The sequence below is a fragment of the Bombella sp. ESL0380 genome, assembly GCF_009725805.1.
GTDB classification, from domain to species: Bacteria; Pseudomonadota; Alphaproteobacteria; order Acetobacterales; family Acetobacteraceae; genus Bombella; species Bombella apis.
In genome coordinates, this window is the sequence record NZ_WNIH01000008.1 from 124,127 (window position 1) to 143,217 (window position 19,091).

At 61.5% G+C, this 19,091-nt stretch carries 17 protein-coding genes and 1 tRNA gene; 11 read left to right on the forward strand and 7 right to left on the reverse strand.

Translation table 11 applies throughout. The features are described 5' to 3' along the window. Positions 1-157: 157 nt before the first annotated feature. Positions 158-2,347 (reverse strand): peptidase domain-containing ABC transporter, encoded by a 2,190-nt coding sequence (locus GM608_RS08385; protein ID WP_192848679.1) that lies wholly within the window; start codon positions 2,345-2,347, stop codon positions 158-160. Continuing rightward, on the reverse strand, positions 2,344-3,744 hold the full coding sequence (locus tag GM608_RS08390; RefSeq protein ID WP_081562429.1) for an HlyD family efflux transporter periplasmic adaptor subunit: 1,401 nt from the start codon (positions 3,742-3,744) through the stop codon (positions 2,344-2,346). Before GM608_RS08390 ends, GM608_RS08385 begins: the two co-directional genes overlap by 4 nt. A 214-nt stretch (positions 3,745-3,958) precedes the next feature. Here GM608_RS08390 and GM608_RS08395 point away from each other — a divergent pair, with 214 nt between their 5' ends. Further along, positions 3,959-5,302, forward strand: coding sequence for a TolC family outer membrane protein (locus GM608_RS08395; RefSeq protein ID WP_043559475.1), 1,344 nt, complete (start codon positions 3,959-3,961; stop codon positions 5,300-5,302). An 87-nt stretch (positions 5,303-5,389) separates the two neighbouring features. Next, a complete protein-coding gene (locus tag GM608_RS08400; RefSeq protein WP_333645378.1) occupies positions 5,390-6,826 on the forward strand; it encodes an MATE family efflux transporter in 1,437 nt (478 codons plus the stop codon). On the opposite strand, the gene GM608_RS08405 is transcribed toward GM608_RS08400, so the two are convergent. Further along, positions 6,823-8,769 carry a prolyl oligopeptidase family serine peptidase gene (locus GM608_RS08405; RefSeq protein WP_333645379.1) on the reverse strand — a complete coding sequence of 649 codons (1,947 nt, stop codon included), beginning with the start codon at positions 8,767-8,769 and terminating at the stop codon, positions 6,823-6,825. The two genes, GM608_RS08400 and GM608_RS08405, sit on opposite strands and share 4 nt — an antisense overlap. A 112-nt stretch (positions 8,770-8,881) precedes the next feature. On the opposite strand from GM608_RS08405, the gene GM608_RS08410 reads away from it, so the two are divergent. Continuing rightward, the gene (locus GM608_RS08410) at positions 8,882-9,586 is read left to right on the forward strand and encodes a DedA family protein (RefSeq protein WP_227449746.1); all 705 of its coding nucleotides are present in this window, start codon (positions 8,882-8,884) and stop codon (positions 9,584-9,586) included. A gap of 148 nt (positions 9,587-9,734) precedes the next feature. Here GM608_RS08410 and hemJ read toward each other — a convergent pair whose 3' ends face one another. The 3 genes from hemJ to hemE form a co-directional block, all read right to left on the reverse strand. Continuing rightward, positions 9,735-10,181, reverse strand: a complete 447-nt coding sequence (gene hemJ, locus GM608_RS08415; protein ID WP_043559109.1) for a protoporphyrinogen oxidase HemJ — start codon at positions 10,179-10,181, stop codon at positions 9,735-9,737. An 80-nt stretch (positions 10,182-10,261) separates the two neighbouring features. Then, the gene (locus tag GM608_RS08420) at positions 10,262-10,951 is read right to left on the reverse strand and encodes an HAD family phosphatase (protein ID WP_081562433.1); all 690 of its coding nucleotides are present in this window, start codon (positions 10,949-10,951) and stop codon (positions 10,262-10,264) included. Then, positions 10,948-11,985 carry a uroporphyrinogen decarboxylase gene (hemE, locus tag GM608_RS08425; protein ID WP_043559114.1) on the reverse strand — a complete coding sequence of 346 codons (1,038 nt, stop codon included), beginning with the start codon at positions 11,983-11,985 and terminating at the stop codon, positions 10,948-10,950. Before hemE ends, GM608_RS08420 begins: the two co-directional genes overlap by 4 nt. Before the next feature lie 222 nt (positions 11,986-12,207). On the opposite strand from hemE, the gene GM608_RS08430 reads away from it, so the two are divergent. The 8 genes from GM608_RS08430 (at position 12,208) to GM608_RS08465 (ending at position 18,808) form a co-directional block, all read left to right on the forward strand. Then, the gene (locus tag GM608_RS08430; RefSeq protein ID WP_043559116.1) at positions 12,208-12,798 is read left to right on the forward strand and encodes a nucleoside triphosphate pyrophosphatase; all 591 of its coding nucleotides are present in this window, start codon (positions 12,208-12,210) and stop codon (positions 12,796-12,798) included. A gap of 120 nt (positions 12,799-12,918) precedes the next feature. Then, positions 12,919-12,994, forward strand: a tRNA-Ala gene (locus GM608_RS08435). A 135-nt stretch (positions 12,995-13,129) separates the two neighbouring features. Further along, a complete protein-coding gene (locus GM608_RS08440; RefSeq protein ID WP_198027174.1) occupies positions 13,130-15,151 on the forward strand; it encodes an FUSC family protein in 2,022 nt (673 codons plus the stop codon). Further along, entirely contained in the window at positions 15,145-15,348 is a 204-nt protein-coding gene (locus GM608_RS08445; RefSeq protein WP_043559119.1) for a DUF1656 domain-containing protein, read from the forward strand. Before GM608_RS08440 ends, GM608_RS08445 begins: the two co-directional genes overlap by 7 nt. A gap of 8 nt (positions 15,349-15,356) precedes the next feature. Next, entirely contained in the window at positions 15,357-16,307 is a 951-nt protein-coding gene (locus GM608_RS08450; RefSeq protein ID WP_043559122.1) for an HlyD family secretion protein, read from the forward strand. A gap of 89 nt (positions 16,308-16,396) precedes the next feature. Then, positions 16,397-17,323 carry a metal ABC transporter solute-binding protein, Zn/Mn family gene (locus GM608_RS08455; protein ID WP_249109760.1) on the forward strand — a complete coding sequence of 309 codons (927 nt, stop codon included), beginning with the start codon at positions 16,397-16,399 and terminating at the stop codon, positions 17,321-17,323. Next, on the forward strand, positions 17,320-17,979 hold the full coding sequence (locus GM608_RS08460; RefSeq protein WP_086431606.1) for a metal ABC transporter ATP-binding protein: 660 nt from the start codon (positions 17,320-17,322) through the stop codon (positions 17,977-17,979). Before GM608_RS08455 ends, GM608_RS08460 begins: the two co-directional genes overlap by 4 nt. Further along, positions 17,972-18,808 carry a metal ABC transporter permease gene (locus GM608_RS08465; protein WP_081562437.1) on the forward strand — a complete coding sequence of 279 codons (837 nt, stop codon included), beginning with the start codon at positions 17,972-17,974 and terminating at the stop codon, positions 18,806-18,808. Before GM608_RS08460 ends, GM608_RS08465 begins: the two co-directional genes overlap by 8 nt. On the opposite strand, the gene GM608_RS08470 is transcribed toward GM608_RS08465, so the two are convergent. Continuing rightward, positions 18,795-18,980, reverse strand: a complete 186-nt coding sequence (locus GM608_RS08470; RefSeq protein ID WP_043559129.1) for a hypothetical protein — start codon at positions 18,978-18,980, stop codon at positions 18,795-18,797. The two genes, GM608_RS08465 and GM608_RS08470, sit on opposite strands and share 14 nt — an antisense overlap. Between the last annotated feature and the right edge of the window lie 111 nt (positions 18,981-19,091).

Genomic DNA, 19,091 nt, shown 5'->3' on the forward strand with positions numbered 1-19,091 from the left:
CCTAAAAGAACGCGGCCATATTTTGCAATTGATCGCACCTCCCCTCACCAAAGACCAAAAACACAAATAACTTTATCCGCAATAATAAAAAGCGCCTGCCGACATGTGATCATGTCCAATCATCCATCCCCCCCTCCTGCTTCCCCCGGAACCAGCATCAGTCCGGGCTGGGGCTTGGCAGACCGGTCACGATGGCCGACGTTTCTTTCGCCAGAGTGTCCACGATCTCCTGCGGCAACCCCATGGCAAAAATCCTGTCTGCCCTCTCTGCCGTGCCAGGGCGATGCGTCACGATCACCCTCGTGATGGGCAGTTCATTCAGAACCGCTTCCACAGCCTGCTCGGAAGCAGGATCAAGGTTGCTGGTCGCTTCATCAAGGAAAAGGATGCGAGGGGCCTGATACAGCGCCCGGGCCAGAATCAGGCGCTGCCTCTGCCCACCAGAAAGCGTGCTGCCCATCTCGCCCACAATGGTTTCAAAGGTCATCGGCATTCGCTGGATGTCCTCATATATCTGTGCATTCCTTGCACAGTCGGCCACCCATTCCATATCCATCTCATCGTCAAAGCCGGAAATATTTTCCGCAATGCTGCCAGAGAAAAGAATGTCATCCTGCAGAACACCGGCAATCCGGGCGCGGTAAGCGTCCCTGTTGGCGGCCTTCAGCTCCATGCCTTTCCAGAATATCTGGCCCTCTTCCGGCTGGATGAGCCCCATCAGCAGCCCCAGGAGGGTGGATTTGCCACAGCCGGACGGACCGATGATCGCCAGGCTCTCTCCGGGATGGACCTTGAGATTCAGGTTGCGGAAAACCCACGCATCTTCCTTGCCATACCGGTAGCCAAGATTGCGACATTCCAGCATGGGAATTTCCGGATTCTCCATGCCGTCATCATCGGAAACACCCGCCGTTTCGCCCAGCGGACTGTCTGCCTCGGTTCCTTCAGCCTCGGCCAGAGCAATGTCGGACAGACGGTCACACTGGACCTTGAGGTTCTTGATCTTGAACACGACGCTGATCAGATTGCCCACCCGGCCACAGAACTGGTCACGATAGCTCATGAAGGCCATGAGCATACCGATGGACATGGCACCGGACATCACCATCCTGGCCCCCAGCACAAGGGTTGCCACCTTGTCCAGAGCGACCAGGAATTCCTGTGCACGGGCAAAAATGAGATCATACCGCTGGATACGCAGCCCGGCATTGATGTTGTCAATCATCCGGTTGGTCCAGACAACCGTCCGGCGCCGCTGCAACCCCATCAGCTTGATGCTGCGGATACCCCGCAGGGTTTCGATGAAATGCCCCTGCTGTGCAGCCGAATGAACCAGCGATTCCTCGGTCATTTCCTTGTACGGACCATACTGGATGAACCGCACGACCAGATCCACCAGCACGGTGATGGTCACCAGCGCTGCCAGCCATTTGCCGTACATGATGATCATCACCAGCATACCGATAGCCATGATGCCATCCAGAATGCTCTGCACCAGATCCGTCGTGAAGGTATGCTGGATGGCCCCGAGACTGCCAAAGCGGGACATGATGTCACCGGCCCCACGCTTGGCAAAAAAGTCCTGCGGAAGGCTGAGCAGGTGGGTGAACAAGCTGACATTCCACTGCAGGGAAATGCGGGTGGAGAAAATCATCACCAGCCATGTGCGGAAGGTAGAGATCACACCCTGCACGATGACGAGAATGAGCATCCCGGCAGCGATGGTCCAGAGAAGGGACTTGTCCCCCGTTGTCAGCACTTCATCAATGACGACCTGCCCCAGCATGGGGTTGATCAGGGCCAGGACTTCCAGCCCCAGGGACAGCCCTCCAAGGGTCCAGAGGACCGTCTTCAGCCCCACGATGTGGCGGAACATGTCCCCCACCTTCAACAGGCGGCGGTCATCCTTCTTCTCGAACTTCGTCTCAGGCGTCAGCTCCAGCGCCACACCCGTAAAGTGGCGGGACACTTCCTCAAGGGATATCTTCCGTTCACCACGGGCCGGGTCATTGATGACGATACCGGTATCCGTCACCTTCGTCATGACAACGAAATGATTGAAGTCCCAGTGCAGAATGCAGGGACGGGCCAGCTTGCCAAGGTCGTCCAGCTCCAGCCGGACAGGCCGGCAGTGCAGCCCGTAACGTCCGGCAATTGTCATCAGGGCCCGCAGGTTGAGCCCCGTACCGGAGACAGACGTCTCCCGCCTGATGGAAACAAGGTCAACCAGCCGCCCATAATGGCACAGCACCATGGCCAGACAGGCCAGTCCGCACTCTGCAATTTCTGTCTGAAGGATGACGGGAACCTTACGCCGGAAACCAGTATGGATAGTATGGAGATTCACGGCGTCCCCTTCGTGTCATTCTGTCTGGATGGAGCAGGTGAGGGCGTATCCGGCTGGGCGGCGCTATCGGCCAGGGACCGTGCCGGTGCACCACCACCCGATATGGAGCGGACCGTATCCACCATGGATACGACCGGGTCGAGCAGCCACTGGTAGAGTTTACGCTGGTCGATGGCGATTTCGGCATCCACGGCCATGCCGGGCTTCAGTTTTTCATGCTTGCCATAAGCAATGACGAATTCCTGGTTCGGACGGACACGGATACGGTACACATCCGCCCCCGGCTGGGGCGCAGAAGCACTGCCACCCTGCTGCCCTGTCCGGGCAGCGTAGTTGCTCCGCTCCGGCAGAGGCGCCTTGGTAACCTCCACCACTTCGCCCTCATAAAGACCAAAACGCTGGTACGGATAGGCAGCATATTTCAGCAGAACATGCTGCCCGGGTCGAACAAACCCTATGGCCTGGCTGTTCACGTAAAGTTCTGCCTGCAGGGTCGCCCTGTCGGGCAGGATGCTCAGCAGGGACTGCCCCGGATTGACACGCTGGCCTACAACCGTGCGGATACCATCAACCGTACCGCTCACACGGGCATTGATGACCCCCATGCTCTGCCCATGCGCCTGGATGAGCTGCCTCTGCACGTCCGAAAGGCGGACAGCGAGATCATTCATGTCCTCAGCCACCTTGTACTGGTGCCGGTTGATCCGGTACTGAAGATCCGCCATATGCCCGTTCATCTCAACCAGCGTCCGCAATGTCTGGGACTGCGTGTCCATGAACTGCACATAGCTGAACAGCTGACTCTGAAACTGCGTTTCCGTCACGAGGTGGCGGTCCATGGCTGTCCGCATCTCATTCATGGCCCGCTCGATCAACGGCAGGGACTTCTTGTCCCGTCCTGACTGCTCCTGCAACATGCCATACTGCTGACGCAGGGACTCCAGCTCATCCTTCAGGGAGGAGAGCTCCACGGGCGCATCAGCAGCGAGCAGATTCTGGCGATGTTCCAGCAGGTCCTTCTGTCGGCGCAGCCCTTCGACAAGCTGCTGCCCGGTGGCCCCATCCTCCGACCAGCTGGAAACATCCACGCTGAAGAGCCGTTCCCCCGCCGCAACATGATCGCCCTCATGAATGTGGATGGCCGCAACGACACCACCCTGATCTGCCTCCGCAACGACCAGTCCCTCTGGTGGCAGCATGACACCATTGGCATGGATGCGCCGCGTATAAGACCCGAAAAAAACGTAAATCCCCACACAGATAACGAGCGCCACCGTACAGAGCGCTGCAATTTTACCCGAGAGAGGCTCGATCAACTGGACGGAGCCGATCCACGCCTCCTGCCGCCATTTCAGGGCCTCCCCCCTGAAAAGCGGGCTTGCTGAGTCTTCCGCCATACACCACACAGTACAGTTAAACAAAACGATAAGGAAATATTAATAATTTTCAGGAATAATACTATAGTGGTCCACAAAACAAGCAAGTCGTTAAATGGCTAATGCTTTATTAATTTAGGGTTAATGACTTATGTATCTTTTCTTTTGCTTGCCAGAGAAAAGACACGCCTTTCGTCTGATAGCGTCCATCGGGCTCTTTTCGCCGCTTCCTGCCATGGCGGCAGACCCGGACCCTGCTCCTGCGCCCGTCACGCATCTCTCCCTGCCGGAAGCCATGGCCATTGCCTATCGCTCCAACCCGCAGATACTCCGTGAGCAGGCCATATTGCGGCAGACTGATGAATCCATGCCGGAGGCCCTGTCCGGATGGCGGCCCACCGTGAGCGGAAGTGCGACCGCCAACTACAACGAGTCCAACTACGTCACCTTCCCGTATGGCGGGAGCTTCCGGTACAATCAGAAATTCAGGGCCCCCGGCTATGCAGCGGGCGTGACCATCACCGAGCCCATCTTCCGCGGAGGCAAGACGTGGGCTTCCATGCACAAGGCCCGCAGCTCCATCCTCGGGGAACGGGCACACCTTGTGGACATCGAGCAGCAGCTCTTCGTCAATGTTGTTTCCGCCTATGTTGCCGTCACACAGGCCCGGGCCCTGCTGACCCTGACACGGGAAAATGAACACACGCTGGAAGGGCAGGTCCAGCTGACTACACGACAGCTTGCCCTGAACCAGGCCACCCGCACCGATGCCCTCCAGGCGGAATCACAGTTTGAGGCAGCACAGGCCTCCACCCGTCAGGCCGAGGGACAGGTCCGCGTGGCAGAGGCAACGTTCCAGCGTGTCATAGGTATCATTCCGCCAGAGAAACTGTCTCCAGCGGAGCGGCTTCCGTCCCCTTTCGTTTCGGAGGCGCAAATAAACCAGCTGGCCATCAATGACCTTCCCCAGGTCATGCAGGCCCAGTACCAGCTGGAATCAGCAAAACATGATGTCCGGCTGGCCATCGCCGACCTGCTGCCCCAGATATCCGCCCAGGCCTCCTACCAGAGGCAGGTGAACCAGGGGAACGGCAAATTCTCGGAAGACGCCACAGCCGTGATGCTTCAGGCCTCTCTTCCGCTCTATCAGGGCGGTGCGGAATATGCCCGTATCCGTGCCGCCAAGCAGGCCGTTGATGCAGCTCTCCACAATCTGGCCGAACAGCGGCGTGAGGCCCGCGAGAATGCCATGAGCGCCTGGCAGAAACTGACAGCCGACAGCGACCAGCTCGCCCGCAACCAGAAAGCCGTCGCCACCGGTGTGGAGGCCCTCCATGCCATCCAGCAGCAGGAACTGCTGGGCGTACGGACCACCTTTGAAGTTCTCCAGCAGCAGGAACTGCTCTTCGACCAGCAGAAAACCCTCGTCCAGAATGCGGCCAACCTGATTGAGGATTCCTACCATCTGGCCGCTGCGACAGGCCATCTGACAGCCAAAGAGCTCAACCTGCACGTCTCCCTGTATGACCCGCGCGCCCATTACCATCAGGTGAAATGGAAACTCATCGGAATGGAGTAAGTCTCCTCCCCCAGACATGGCAGACACGCTGCTTTCCTTTCATTCTGCACTGGCCCTGCCCCGGCAAACAGGGCAGAATGAAGAGCCATGCAGCCGAAGCCTGATCCTACCCTCACCCCGGTTTCTTCCCCCGTCACTCCTGCCGGGGGCAAGGAGTCCCCCTGCGCCCGGCAGAGAGCCAGACGGGCCAGATTCGTACATGGCAGCATCATGCGCCATGTCGTCACCATGGCCGGGACAGGCGCCATCGGGCTGATGGCCGTCTTTTTCGTGGACCTGCTCAATTTCTTCTACATCTCACACCTGCATGACCCGACGCTGACAGCAGCCATCGCCTTCGCCACCTCTCTGGGGTTCGTGCAGGTGGCCGTCTCTCTGGGCATGTCCATCGGGCTGGGAGCCAGCACCGGCCGGCTTATCGGGGCCTGCCGCCATTTCCGGGCCAGACGGCAGGCTTCCGCCTTTCTGGTACTCATGCTCGCTGTCACCAGCACGCTGGGATTGATCACGGCCTTTCTGGCCCGCCCCCTGCTGGCCCTGCTCGGCGCCCATGGTGCAGCGCTGGAACACGCCACGCATTTTCTCTACATCACCTCCCCCGCCCTGCCGCTGGTCTGCCTCGGCATGGCTCTCTCCTCCCTGCTGCGGGCCGTGGGGGATGCCAGAAGTGCCATGCGGGTCACCCTGACAGGGGCCGCCTGCACGGTCATCGTGGACCCCATCCTGATCTTTGGCCTGCATCTGGGGCTGGAAGGGGCGGCCATCAGCACGGTCCTGTCCCGCTGTGTCATCTCTCTCAGCGGGTTCCTCAATCTCCGGGGGCATGACATGCTGGAGCGTCCCCGCCTGAGGACGATCCCCAATGCCAGCCGGGCCATAGGGGCCATTGCCCTGCCCGCCATCGGCACCAACATGGCCACCCCTATCGGAAATCTCATCGTCACGCACGCCATGTCCCGTTTCGGGCTGGAGGCCGTCTCCGGGCAGGCCGTGGTGGACCGCATGGTGCCGGTCGCCTTTGCCTTCGTCTTTGCCCTGACAGGCTCCGTCGGCCCCATCATGGCCCAGAATCTGGGAGCACGGCAGCCGGACCGGGTGAAAGAGACCTTTCTCTGCGCCCTCAAGCTCACGGCCCTCTGTGTCGGGCTGGACTGGCTGGTCTTTGCCCTTGGCGAGCCGCTGATCCTCCAGATATTCCATGTCCAGGGCACGGGGGTGGAGCTGGTACGGCTCTTCTGCCACTGGGCCGTGGCCAGCTACATGTTTGTCGGGCTGCTCTTCGTCTCCAACACGGCTTTCAACAATCTGGGGCACCCCCTCTACTCCACAGCTTTCAACTGGAGCAGGGCCACAGTGGGGACCATTCCCTTCATAGCCATCGGCATCCATTACGGGCCCAAAGGGGTGATGATCGGTCAGGCCCTGGGCGTCACGCTTATCGGCTCACTGGCCCTTGTCGCTGCCCTCACCGTCATCCACCGCCTCGGCCAGACGCTGCCCCAGCGGAAGGGGAAAAGGCGCTAGCCTCTCCTGCCAGCGAACACGTCCCGGTAGAAAGCCAGCTCCCGGGCAAGGGAATCCGCAATCACCCCGGCATCCCGGAAGCCGTGCCCTTCACCCGGATAGACATGCAGCGACGAGGCCGGAAGCTGCTTCTGCAAAGCCTGCCCCTGAGACAGCGGCACGACACGGTCTGCATCCCCATGAAGGAACAGGACGGGAGCCGTGATCTTCTCCGGCCATGACAGGGGAGACCGGGCCAGATACACGGCCTCCTCCTCCGGCCACGGCGCCACGAGACCATCCAGATACCGGGCCTCGAAACGGTGCGTCTCCTCGGCCAGTGCCCGAAGGTCCGTCACGCCATAGAGCGATGTGCCCGCCACGAACAGGTCGGACCGGGCCAGAGCGGAAAGGACCGTCAGCCCCCCGGCACTGCTGCCCCGGATGACACAGCGTTGCGGGTCCACCAGCCCCTGCTCGATCACCCCCTGAACGGCCCGGCAGCAGTCCTGCACGTCCAGCACGCCCCACTGGCCATCCAGTGCCGCTCGATAGGCCCGGCCAAAACCGGTGGACCCACGATAATTGACATCCAGCACCGCAAAGCCCCGGGATGTCCACCACTGGACCTTGAAGGACAGGTCCGTCCGGGCCTGCCCGGTCGGCCCTCCATGAACGATCACCACAAGAGGGGGCTTTCCCGCCACCTTTTCACAGTGCGGCCCCCGGGCGGGAGGGTAGAACTGGGCATGGAGCGGCCCCGGCCCGTTCTCCACGGGAAAGGACAGCGTCTCCGGCAGGGCGATGTCCGCCGCGACCACATGAGGCGGCATCTCCCAGGCCCTGCGGATGACCTCCCGGTCTTCCGCAGCTCCGTCCAGCGTGCCGAGCATCAGGGCAGGGGGACCATCCGGCGGGCTGTTCAGCCATGCAAAGCGTGAGCCTCCCTCCAGCGGCACGGGAACATCATCCGGCACGGCCCCTGCCAGCACGTCCCGCCAGCCTGAAGCCGGTTCATGCAGCAGGGTTACCGGCACGCCCTGCCGCACACCACGGGCCAGCAGCCGCCCCCCCGGCAGGGCCGCACAGCAGGACTGCCCGAACACCCAGGCAGGCAGCCCCACCTCGGCCGGAGCCGGGGGCAGGGGACAGGCCCGCCATGCCGTGCCGCCCCCGGTGATGTCTTCCGGCTCAAAAGCAACCGGCGTCCAGTGCCGGTCAGACTCAGGCGAGGCACCAGCCGGAGCGGCATCGGACAGCGCATGAAGCCGCCGCCCATCCCAGAACGGCCCCATGACGCTACAGTCCTGCCCCGTTCCACCAGTCAGGCAGACCGTCCCGCCCGCACCGGACAGGTCCGTCACATACAGGCCCGTTTCCGTCCACGGCATATGCGGATTCTGCCATGCGATGAAGGCCAGAAACCGCCCATCAGGTGAAAGCCGGGGCGACATGTAAAAATCCGCCCCACTCTGGAGGGAATGGAGCCGCCCCTGTGCATCAACCTCCACAAGGTCGGCCTTTTCCTCCCCGGAGGGCGTTTCCACTTCCCGCACGCAGACGAGCCGTCCGTCCTGAAGGGACAGGTCCGCATAACGGCATGTCACGCCATCATCACCGGCAGCCGGGCAGAGCGGTTGGGCGGCCTGACCGTTGCGGCTCCGCCAGAGGCCACCCTGCCTGCTGTCGCTGAACAGCACGACCATGTCCGACCCATGACGTTCCGCAGCCCAGGCCCCACCACCATAGACATGCATGTCCGTACCCACCTGGGCCTCTGGTGGGGTGAGATCGTGCAGGGTGCCATCCGGCGCACGCCCGACCACGACACTCCGGCCCTGTTCATCCGGCCGCCGCTCCAGCCAGAGCACCCATCCCGCCACGGCCCTGATCTCCGACAGGCTGCGTGTCCGGCGTGTCATCAGCTCCGGCGTGACCCAGGGCAGGGAAGGGGCTGCTGTCATGATGTCTCTCCTGCAAAAAACGTTCTTGCCTTATTTCTGCCTACCCCAGTATTCTGACAGGAGAAAGCACTGGCAGGCCGTTGCTGGACCGGGTTTCTTCTGACTGGACTTGGTGCGGCGCAGTGCCCCCTTTCTAGAGGAAGCCCATCCCCTGATACAGCATCTCTCCGCCTTTCTTGAGCATCTCCCCCCGCTTTATGCCTATCTGACACTAGGGTTTATCATTCTGCTGGAAAGCACGGGGATTCCCCTGCCAGCCGAGAGCCTGCTCATCTTCGCCTCCCTCTATGCCTCCCACACGCACCACTTCACACCGGAGGGGCTGATCATCGCCGCTGTCAGCGGGGCCATCATCGGGGACAATGTCGGATACCTCATCGGCCATCAGCTCGGTTATCATCTGCTGGAAAAACACGGGCGCAAAATCGGCCTGCACAAGGACCGCCTCACCCTTGGCCGCTATCTCTTCCGCCGGTTTGGCGGAGCAGGCGTGCTGCTGGGCCGTTTCATCGCTTTCCTGCGCATTCTCATCGCCCTCCTCGCCGGGGCCTCCCGGATGCCCTGGCTGCCCTTCTCAATTTACAATGCCCTTGGCGGGCTGCTCTGGGGAACATGCTATGTTCTCGTTCCCTACGAACTGGGCAGCCAGATCGACAGCTTTACGGGGCCTCTCGGCATCGGGCTTGCCGTTGTCATGCTGGCAGTGCTGGGCGGGTCGTTCCTTTTTCTCCGCCACCACGAACATGCCCTCATCAGGAAAGCCCTTGCCGATGAGAAACGGCGTGAGGCCAGAAAGAAACGGGCGCATCAGCACTGATCGGGCAGGAGACGTTTCCTGCCCGTGACCATCGTGGGTCTCCTGCCGCTTTGCACTGTCTTCTGCCTGAAGAGCCAGCCGGAAGAGAACAGATACGGCTTCTGCCCTCATTCCCACTGAAGCCTGAGGGAGGGGAATCCCCCTCCCTTTATGGGCGCACCACGATCATGATGACGATGAGGACCATCAGGATGGTCGGAATCTCATTGGCAATGCGATAGAAACGCTCACCATGCCGGTTACGCCCGGCAGCAAAATCACGGCGCCAGACAGAGCAGGCCCCGTGGAACATGAACATGCCCAACAGGCAGAAAACCTTGACCCACCACCAGCCGGAGGACCAGCTCACCACCCCCGGGAGAGAGGCCATCAGAGCACCGGTAAAAAAGGTCACAATCATGGCCGGTGCCATGATCTGCTTCTGAAGGCGACGCTCCATCAGGCTGAAACGGGTACTTTCCTCAGAGCCTGCTTTTATCTGCGTATGATAGACGAACAGCCGAGGCAGATAGAACAGTCCTGCCATCCATGACACGAAAGCCATGATGTGCAGTGAGACAAACCAGTTCAGATGCTTCAGCAGAAACAGTGCCATAATCCCGTTACCTTCCGTTCTTCCCGCCTCCATCATGGGGCGGTCTTCCCGCACATCAGACAGCCTCTCCGGCTGTCATGTCATTTCCGGGCCAGAGCCGCCTCAAGAAGGGGCATGACCTCATCGAGATGCTCCACCCGCACGAATCCCTCCACAGGCCAGAAGCCCGGCAGGGGATGGGATGCCGGACGCAGCAGGATGCAGGACATGCCGGCCCGGCGGGCTGCTTCCGCCCCCGTGTCACTGTCCTCGATCACCACCGTTTCCTCCGGCCGGACACCTTCCACCTCGGCCCCATGCAGATAGACGGCCGGGTCCGGTTTGGGATGCCCCATATCGGCAGCCGAATGGATGCGGGCCTCCGGCAGGAGGCGATCCATCCCGGTAAAACCGAATTTTGCCTCCATCTCCGCCATGGATGAGTTGGAGCCGACACGGACAGGAACATGCCGTGCCGCCAGAGCCTCCAGCAGGGGAACGGCCCCAGCCACGGGTTCCGTACCTTCCTTCATGAGCCTGACAAGATTGTCCCGCATTTTCGTGTGGGTGCCCGGGGGCAGGGGATGGCCCAGCTCCGCCTCCAGCTCCTTCACTACCTGCGGCAGGGCCTTGCCCGCAAAGCGGGCCAGCCCTTCCTCATCGGAAATGTTCAGGCCCAGCGAGCGGGCAAACCCCGCCGTCGCCCGGCAGGATGGCCCTTCACTGTCAATCAGCACGCCATCACAATCAAAAATGACCAGCTTCAGCCCTGGCCGTAATGCGTTTTTCATGACTGGATGTCCCTGATCGTCTCAACCAGCGTGGCCACATGTTCCGGCGGCGTGGTCTTGATGACACCATGTCCCAGATTGAACACATGTGGCCGCCCCCTGAGGCTGTCCCGGATGCGGCGGGCTTCTGCCTTCAGGGCCTCGCCACCATTCAGCAGGATCATCGGGTCGAGATTGCCCTGGAGGGTCACTGTCTCGGGCACCATTTCAGCCACCTTGGCCATGTCCGCCACCGTATCGAGGGCCAGGGCATTGATGCCGGTCTTCCCGGCATATTCCGCCACCATGACACCACCCAGCCGAGGGAAGCCGATCAGCGGCACGTCAGGATGGCGGGCACGGATATGGGCGACGATCTGCCGTGTCGGCTCGATCACATGACGGCGGAAAGCCTCCGGCGGCAGGATACCCCCCCAGGAATCGAACAGCATGACTGCTTCCGCTCCGGCCTCGATCTGGCCGCACAGCATCTCTGCCGTATTGCGGGTCAGACTCTCCATCAGCCTGTCGAACAGGGCCGGGTTCTTCTGCATCATCGCCCGGATATGGGCGAAATCACGGGAGCTGCCTCCTTCGACCATGTAGCAGGCCACCGTGAAGGGGCTGCCCGCAAAGCCGAGCAGGGTCGTCTCCTCCGGCAGTTCCACACGCAGGCGGCGCAGGGCCTCCCGCACGGGGGCCACCGCTTCCATCATCCGGCCTTCATCCAGCCGGGCAAGGTCAGACTCGCTGCGGATGGGCGTCATCACCGGGCCACGCCCTTCCTCAAAGCGCAGGTCCTGCCCCATGGCCCAGGGGAGGATGAGGATGTCCGAAAACAGGATCGCTCCATCCATGCCATAGCGACGGATGGGTTGCAGGGTCAGCTCCACAGCGATATCGGGCGTCATGCAGCGTGTGATGAAGTCCGCCTGCTCCCGCATGGCCCGGAACTCCGGCAGGTAACGCCCTGCCTGTCGCATCAGCCAGACAGGCGGCGGCCAGACGGCCTCGCCCCGCAAGGCCCGCAGAAGCGGCTTGCCCTGTTTGTCCATCCCTGAAGGAACTGCTCTGTCCTGCTGTGTCATGCCTGCGCCTTGTCCAACATCCCGAAAAAAGGGGAGGGAAGATACCCCCCCCACGGCCATAGCCATGATGGCATCCATACGGCTATCCTTGCCCCGCTGGGGCGGAAGGCGTCAACTGTGGAATGAAGCTCTGTCATGCGATGGCATGATATGATAGCGGCTGCCCGATCATTTACACGGAGGGTCCCCATGCCTGTTCTTGCCAGCGGTTCTGCCATCCGGCTTCAGCTTCTTCATGCCGCCGGAGTCCCTGTCACGGCCAGCCCGGTTGATGTGGATGAAGACGCCCTGCGTCGGCAGGCCGAAGCGCAAGGTCTCTCCCTGCGGGACACGGCCCTTGCCCTGGCCCAGGCCAAGGCAGAAGCAGCCTCCGGCCAGCACCCCGGACGGTTCATCATCGCTGCGGACCAGATTCTGGAGCTGGAAGGCCGGGCCTTCGCCAAACCGGCTGACCTGACCGAGGCCCGCACCCATCTTCTGGCCCTGCGGGGCCGGACCCATGCCCTCCATGCCGCCGTGACCCTCTGGAGGGACGGTCAGCCCCTCTGGTCCCACATCAGCAGCCCGACCCTGACCATGCGCTCCTTTTCGGAGGTGTTTCTGGACGATTATCTCCAGAAGGAAGGGAACGTTCTGCTCTCCTGCGTAGGGTGCTACCGGATCGAAGGGCTGGGCATCCAGCTTTTTGACACTGTAACCGGGAGCAGTGATGCCATTGCCGGGCTGCCGCTCATCCCGCTGCTGGCTGCCCTGCGACAGCATGGTATCCTGCCTGGCTGACAGGCAGCAGGAAGCCCGTGCAATAATTTATGGAAAAAATTGCATCTTCCCCCTTGCCTTTTCCTCCCATGTGGGGATATATGCTCCCCACACGGTGCGTCATCGACACACCGCAAAAGTGGGGCCATAGCTCAGTTGGGAGAGCGCTTGAATGGCATTCAAGAGGTCGTCGGTTCGATCCCGATTGGCTCCACCAGATATCCTCTTACAAATTGTTCCATGTGAAACATCAGCCGGCTTACCTGCCTGATGACAGTGCCTGTCCCGGCCTTGGCTGCTCTGCTGTTTCATGCCCGGTCGTGCGTTTTTCCTGATGCAGGCACCCCTTGCCATGATGTCCCGTCTCCGGGTGGCCGCAGGCAGCATCTTTCCACCGGGCTGGTGGAGCTTCACCCTGCGCATCTGGGCAGCGCTCGTGCTGGCCCTGCTGGTTGCCTTCTGGGCGCAGATTGATTCTCCCGCCAGTGCTGCCGTGACCGTCATGCTGCTGGCACAACCCCTGCGGGGGCAGGCCCTGAGCAAAGCCTTCTACCGGGTGGTCGGCACTCTGGTTGGTGGTGTCGTGGCCCTCTGCCTTGTCTCCATGTTCGGGCAGGAACGCCAGCTTCTGCTGGGTGGTTGTGCTGTCTGGATGGCCATATGCGCCTATGCTGGCACGTTGCGCCGAGGATTCCGGGCCTATGGGGCCGTCCTTTCAGGCTATGTCGTGGCCCTGATCGCCATTTCCCACATTGATGCCCCCCAGAATGCCTTTGATGTCACGGTGGCCCGTGTCTCCACCGTGATGATCGGCGTTGCCGCCATTGCCACGGTCGCCCTGCTTTCCGGTACACCGCATGTCTGGCAAAGACTCGTGCGCAGTCTGCAGAAAACGGCAGCCGAAGTACGCCATGAAACCCGTCTCGCCCTTGATGACACCGTGCCAACCCTTTCCCCACTGGAAACCATAGCGCTTTCCAGCACGGTCTTTGCCCTGACCCACCAGGTGCATGATACACGCACGGAACTGACCCGAGGTCGGCTGCGCGCAAAAGGGGCACAGGTCTGTCTCATTGGCATGGTGACGGCCCTGTCCTGCTGCCGCAGCCTGCTGGCTCTCATGCGCCAGGCCACCATCGCCCCCGCCGTGCTGGCCCTGACACGCTTCGACATACACGCCCCTTCTGGCACGGACAGAGAAACCATCCTGGCAGACTTGCTCGGCCGCCTGCCGCCAGAGGCCCCCCGGCTGACCCTGGCCGATGCCTGGCGTCTGGAACGCACGGCCAGCCTGATTGCCAGCCGCCACATCAGCCGCAAAGGTCTCAACACGCTGCTGAAGGCAGCCCCACTGGGCCAGGTAAAAACCATGAGCCGGTTCGCCTTCCACCCGGACAGGATCGCAGCTCTCGTCAATGCCATCAGGGTGCTGCTCTGTTTCAGTGCGGCAGCGGCCCTCTTCATCGGCAGCGGCCTGCCCAATGCCGCCACGGCACTCTCTCAATGCGCCATGCTGCTCTGCCTGGGCATCACCCAGCCCAACAGTGCCGCTTTCGGCCGGGGTATCCTGATCGGAACACCGCTGGGCATCCTGACGGCGGGGCTGACCTCGTTCTTCATCCTGCCGCATGTCAACACCATGATGGGCATGGCCATTGTCATGCTCTTCCAGGTCATGTTCAGCTGCCTGCTCATCATCAATCCCGCAACGGCGGCCGCAGGCTCACATTACGGCGCCTTTTTCTTCGTCTTTCTGGGGCTGAACAATCACCATGACTACAACCTTCTTGCCTTTGTGGACCGCAACACCTTCTATCTCTGTGCGGCTGGCATCACCGCCTTCTTCCTCATCCTGTTCCTGCCGCCACGGCCACGGCGGACCCGCTTCCGCATCACTCTCTCCATCGCCAGGGAGCTGGAACGCCAGTTTGCCGCCCGGTCACCATCCTTCACACCAGCCCTGCTGAGCCGCAAATATGACCGGCTCCACCAGCTCTACATGCTGAGCCAGACCATCAGCCAGGAGAAGAAAGGCAAGGCAGCCTGGAGGGTCTGCCAGCGTTTCATCAGTCTGGCAGACCTCACCACAGCCCTGGCCCGGCTGGAGCTGGACCTCAAGACGGCCCGCCAGTACACGGAACTGGCACCACTGGCGGACACCATGCAGAGGAGCCTGACCCGCATGAAGCTCTTTTCACTGGCAGACCATCTGCCCCTCATGGCAGAGAAGATGCTCTCCCGGGCGCCAGCCTCCAGCGGGCCTGCCCATGTTGCAGCGGTTCTATGTGCTGCAGGGCTGGAGGAAGTCCGCTTCCTCCTCCAGCAGAACGGATCCGCGCTCCGCCATTACGGAATAGGGCGCAGGCGATGGTAACACGCCACCTTGTCATCAATCTGGATGGGCTGTTCGTGTCCTCCTTCATCATCGACCTGGCCCTGGCCCTGCTGGGGACCTTCCTGCTCCGCCTCATGCTCCAGTGGATGAGGCTCTGGCGTTTCTTCGCCAACCCGCCTCTGGCACAGTTTGCCATCATGATCTGCCTGCTCGGCCTGTTCACCATCCTGCTATAAGGCTGCCAGTGTTTACCCGTGCCTACCGCCTCATCCGTTTTGCTGTCACAGCTTCCATCCTCTGCGTGGCCGGGTTCGTGGCTGTTGTCCTCTGGGACTATTACACCGCCGCCCCGTGGACCCGTAACGGGCAGGTGCGTGTACAGGTGGCCAATATTGCTCCCCGTGTCTCCGGGCAGATCATCACCGTTCCTGTCCATGACAACCAGCAGGTCCATGCTGGAGACGTGCTGTATGTCATCGACCCGTTCGACTATCAGGTCGCCCTCGAAAAAGCCGATGCCGATGTGAACAAGGCCAAGGCAGACCTGGAGTTCCGCCTGAATCAGGCCCGGTGGCGCCATGCCATCCCGGGAGCGGCCGTCTCGCAGGAAGAAAAGACGCAGTATGAGGCTCTGGCACAGCAGGCCCGGGCCATCTACAGCACAGCCCTTGCCCAGCGCAGACAGGCCCAGATCAATCTGGACCGCACGACCGTCCGCAGCTCCATAGACGGCATCATCACAAACCTGACCATGAGGCCGGGGGACTATGCCTCCGCCGGGCAGGTGAACATTCATGTCATCGACACGAATTCATTCTGGGTGGATGGGTATTTCGAGGAAGTGAAGGTCCATGACCTCAGCGTGGGAGACCCTGTCCGCATGGATCTGATGGGCTATCACACCCCGCTTTATGGGCATGTCCACAGCATCACCCGTGGCATTGCAAGCAGGAACGCCCTGACCAATGCCCTCGGCCTGCCCACCGTGGACCCTGTTTATACATGGGTGCGGCTGGCCCAGCGTATTCCCGTCCGCATCAGCCTGGATTCCATCCCGCCGGACCTCAACCTCGCTGCCGGCATGACCGTCACCGTTACAGCCATTTCCGAGAAAGGGAACAGGCGGCGGCGCAGCAACGAGGATGCCTTCCAGCATCTCAGTGACGATCTCCGCCATCTGTTCGGGCACAAATGAGAGAAGGGGAGGGGAGGACCGTGCCTTTTCAGACAAACGAAATGTTATTATATAACATCCACGTCTGCTGATGGCCCTGAAAGGCTTCCATGTTCACGGTGCGTTTTCTCCCCTGCCTGCCGCTTTTTCTGACATTGCTGACAGGCCTGCTGCCCCTTCCTTCCCGGGCCAGCACGGAAACGGGACCGGACCGGCCAGCCCCCCTGCTGAGCTGCGTGGAACCCGTCTGGTGCGATATCGCCCAGCAGATTGGTGGCCCAGCGCTACGGACACGCTCGCTCATCACCAGCGAGGGGCTGGACCCGCACCATCTCCAGCCTTCACCCCTCATGGCCCGCAAGCTGGCAGCCAGTGATGCCGTGCTGCTCAATGGAGCCACCTATGATGACTGGGCCATGAAGCTGCTTCCCGCCTCTGTGAAGCTCTTCCTTGCTGCCAGTCAGGGGGGCTGGCAGACCGGAGAAGACCCGCATCTCTTTTTTGATCTCCCCACGGTCCGGAATACGGCCCGACAGATCGCCGTCTGGCTTGCCGGGCTTCGCCCCCAGGCCCAGCAGGACATCGACAGGCGCCTCGCCCTGTTCGAACAGCAGATCGACCAGATCGCCACCCGCCAGCAGGCCATCCAGCAGAGAGACCATGGCGCCCCCTTCGCCATGACCGAACCAGCCGGGGAACGTCTCCTGCTGGCGGCTGGGCTGGTCATGACAGACCAGAGCTGGGCCCGTGCCCTGATGAACGAATCCGGTCTGTCCCCCCGTGACACCGCCATGCTGGAAACAGCCCTGCACGAGAAGACCATCCGCTTTCTGGTCAGCAATCCGGCCATCAGCGCCCCACAGGCGAGCAGAATGGAGGACATGGCCCGTCAGTCCGGCATTCCAGTCCTTGCCATCGGGGAAAGCCTGCCCACCGGGCAACACTGGCAGGACTGGCTGAACGGCATCCTCACATCGCTCGAACAGGCCCTGTACCAGACAGCGCCCCGCAACACCCCGCTACCCCCCCATCCATGAAGGAAGCCCGCCTTACCTGCCGGGATGTCAGCCTCCAGGTAGGGGGCCATCCTGTCCTGCATCATGCCACTCTTGATGTTCCCCTGGAGGGCCTGACCATCCTGCGTGGACAGAATGGAGCCGGAAAAACCTGTTTTCTCCGAGCCCTCATGGGGCTGCTTCCCCTACAGGGGGGAGAGCTTCTCATCAATGGCCACCCACCCGCCAGAGCCCGCCGCCATTGTGGGTACATGCCGCAGAAGGCTGACGACACGGCGCCCATGCTGCCAGTCATCAGCCATGTCATGGCCTGTCTGGATGGCACGCACTGGGGCTTTCCTGCCCCTCGCAAAACCCGCAGGAAAGCCAGGGCCCTTCTGGCTGAAGTCGGGGCCCTGCCTCTGGCCTCACGCCCGCTCGGAGCGCTTTCTGGCGGCGAAAGACAGCGTGTTGCCCTTGCACAGGCCCTTGCCGGCTCCCCGAGGTTGCTCATTCTTGACGAACCCTTTGCCGCCCTGGATCGTGCCAGCCATGAAGCGTTGCTCCAGCTTTTCAGCCAGCTTCACCAGCAGAAAAAGGTCAGTCTGTTCATCACGGTTCATGGGCCGCTACAGACCACTGGCCTTGACCTGCCCATGAGAGAGATCACTCTGTCAAAGGGAGCGCTGCATGTCTGAGACCAATCCCTTTTCTTTCCCCTTCATGCAGCATGCCTTTCTGGGCTGTTTTCTCGTTTCGCTGCTGGCTGGCACGCTGGGCTGGCTCATGCTGCTGCGGCGACAGGCTTTTGCAGCCCATGCCCTGCCGCATATCGGCTTCAGTGGAGCAGCAGCGGCCGTGTGGCTGCATCTCCCCCCACTGGCAGGCATGATGGCCGCCAGCATGGTGGGCGGTCTCTTCATGGGGCAGGAACAGCGGGGCAGACAGCATCCCACCCAGCGGGACACGATGACCGGCCTCATTCTGGCCGCCAGCCTGGGGATTGGTGTCTGGTGTCTTCATGAAGCGAATGAAGCGTCTTCCCAGACAACGACCCTGCTTTTTGGCGATGTTCTGGGGCTGGATGGCCCAACCCTTGGCATGCTGGCAGGGCTGGTCTCTGTCTGTCTTGGAGGAGTGGCCATCCTCTGGCGCCCCCTGCTTTTCAGCAGCCTTTGCCCCAGCCTGGCAGAGGCACAGGGCCTCTCGCCAACCCGGCTGGGCCAGCTCTTCCTCCTGCTTGCCGCCCTCGCTGCGGCGGCCTGTGCGGAAATCGCCGGAGCACTGCTCTGTTTCAGCCTGATGGTCGGCCCTGCTGCCGCTGCCCTGAAGCTGGAGCTCTCCCCCTTCCGGGGCATGGTCTGCTCCGTTCTGGGGGCGCTTCTGCTCTCATGGGGCGGGCTGCTCCTCGCCTGGTACAGCGACATTCCCCTGCCATTCTGGATCAGTCTGGGCGGTGTCGGCCTCTACCTGCTGGCTGGAACCGTCATGACCCGGAAAGCCTTGCGTCCTGTCAGAAATCCTTGAGGTTCATCAGAATCAGATGGACGCCGATAAGGATGGCAACAATGACGACATGAAACAGGATCACCCATTTGCCATCCAGCACGAATACTTCATTGTCGCTCTTCGGCCAGACCGTGCGGAACAGCCTGACCCAGAAACCCGGAGCCATGACCGGCCCTGCTGAAAGTTTCATGTCCGTCTCTCTCCTTCGTGGCTTTCTGGCCTGTTCCCCACCTGACGGGGCCATGCTTATCAGATAGCTGTCCCGGCGTCAGAACGGAATGAAAAACCGCATCCAGGACCG

Excerpts from the sequence above, each read along its gene's own strand:
- GM608_RS08390 (WP_081562429.1), bottom strand. The coding sequence starts at position 3,744 with ATGGCGGAAGACTCAGCAAGCCCGCTTTTCAGGGGGGAGGCCCTGAAA.
- GM608_RS08395 (WP_043559475.1), top strand. The coding sequence starts at position 3,959 with ATGGCGGCAGACCCGGACCCTGCTCCTGCGCCCGTCACGCATCTCTCC.
- GM608_RS08400 (WP_333645378.1), top strand. The coding sequence starts at position 5,390 with ATGCAGCCGAAGCCTGATCCTACCCTCACCCCGGTTTCTTCCCCCGTC.
- GM608_RS08405 (WP_333645379.1), bottom strand. The coding sequence starts at position 8,769 with ATGACAGCAGCCCCTTCCCTGCCCTGGGTCACGCCGGAGCTGATGACA.
- hemJ (WP_043559109.1), bottom strand. The coding sequence starts at position 10,181 with ATGGCACTGTTTCTGCTGAAGCATCTGAACTGGTTTGTCTCACTGCAC.
- GM608_RS08420 (WP_081562433.1), bottom strand. The coding sequence starts at position 10,951 with ATGAAAAACGCATTACGGCCAGGGCTGAAGCTGGTCATTTTTGATTGT.
- hemE (WP_043559114.1), bottom strand. The coding sequence starts at position 11,985 with ATGGACAAACAGGGCAAGCCGCTTCTGCGGGCCTTGCGGGGCGAGGCC.
- GM608_RS08430 (WP_043559116.1), top strand. The coding sequence starts at position 12,208 with ATGCCTGTTCTTGCCAGCGGTTCTGCCATCCGGCTTCAGCTTCTTCAT.
- GM608_RS08440 (WP_198027174.1), top strand. The coding sequence starts at position 13,130 with ATGATGTCCCGTCTCCGGGTGGCCGCAGGCAGCATCTTTCCACCGGGC.
- GM608_RS08445 (WP_043559119.1), top strand. The coding sequence starts at position 15,145 with ATGGTAACACGCCACCTTGTCATCAATCTGGATGGGCTGTTCGTGTCC.
- GM608_RS08455 (WP_249109760.1), top strand. The coding sequence starts at position 16,397 with ATGTTCACGGTGCGTTTTCTCCCCTGCCTGCCGCTTTTTCTGACATTG.
- GM608_RS08460 (WP_086431606.1), top strand. The coding sequence starts at position 17,320 with ATGAAGGAAGCCCGCCTTACCTGCCGGGATGTCAGCCTCCAGGTAGGG.
- GM608_RS08465 (WP_081562437.1), top strand. The coding sequence starts at position 17,972 with ATGTCTGAGACCAATCCCTTTTCTTTCCCCTTCATGCAGCATGCCTTT.
- GM608_RS08470 (WP_043559129.1), bottom strand. The coding sequence starts at position 18,980 with ATGAAACTTTCAGCAGGGCCGGTCATGGCTCCGGGTTTCTGGGTCAGG.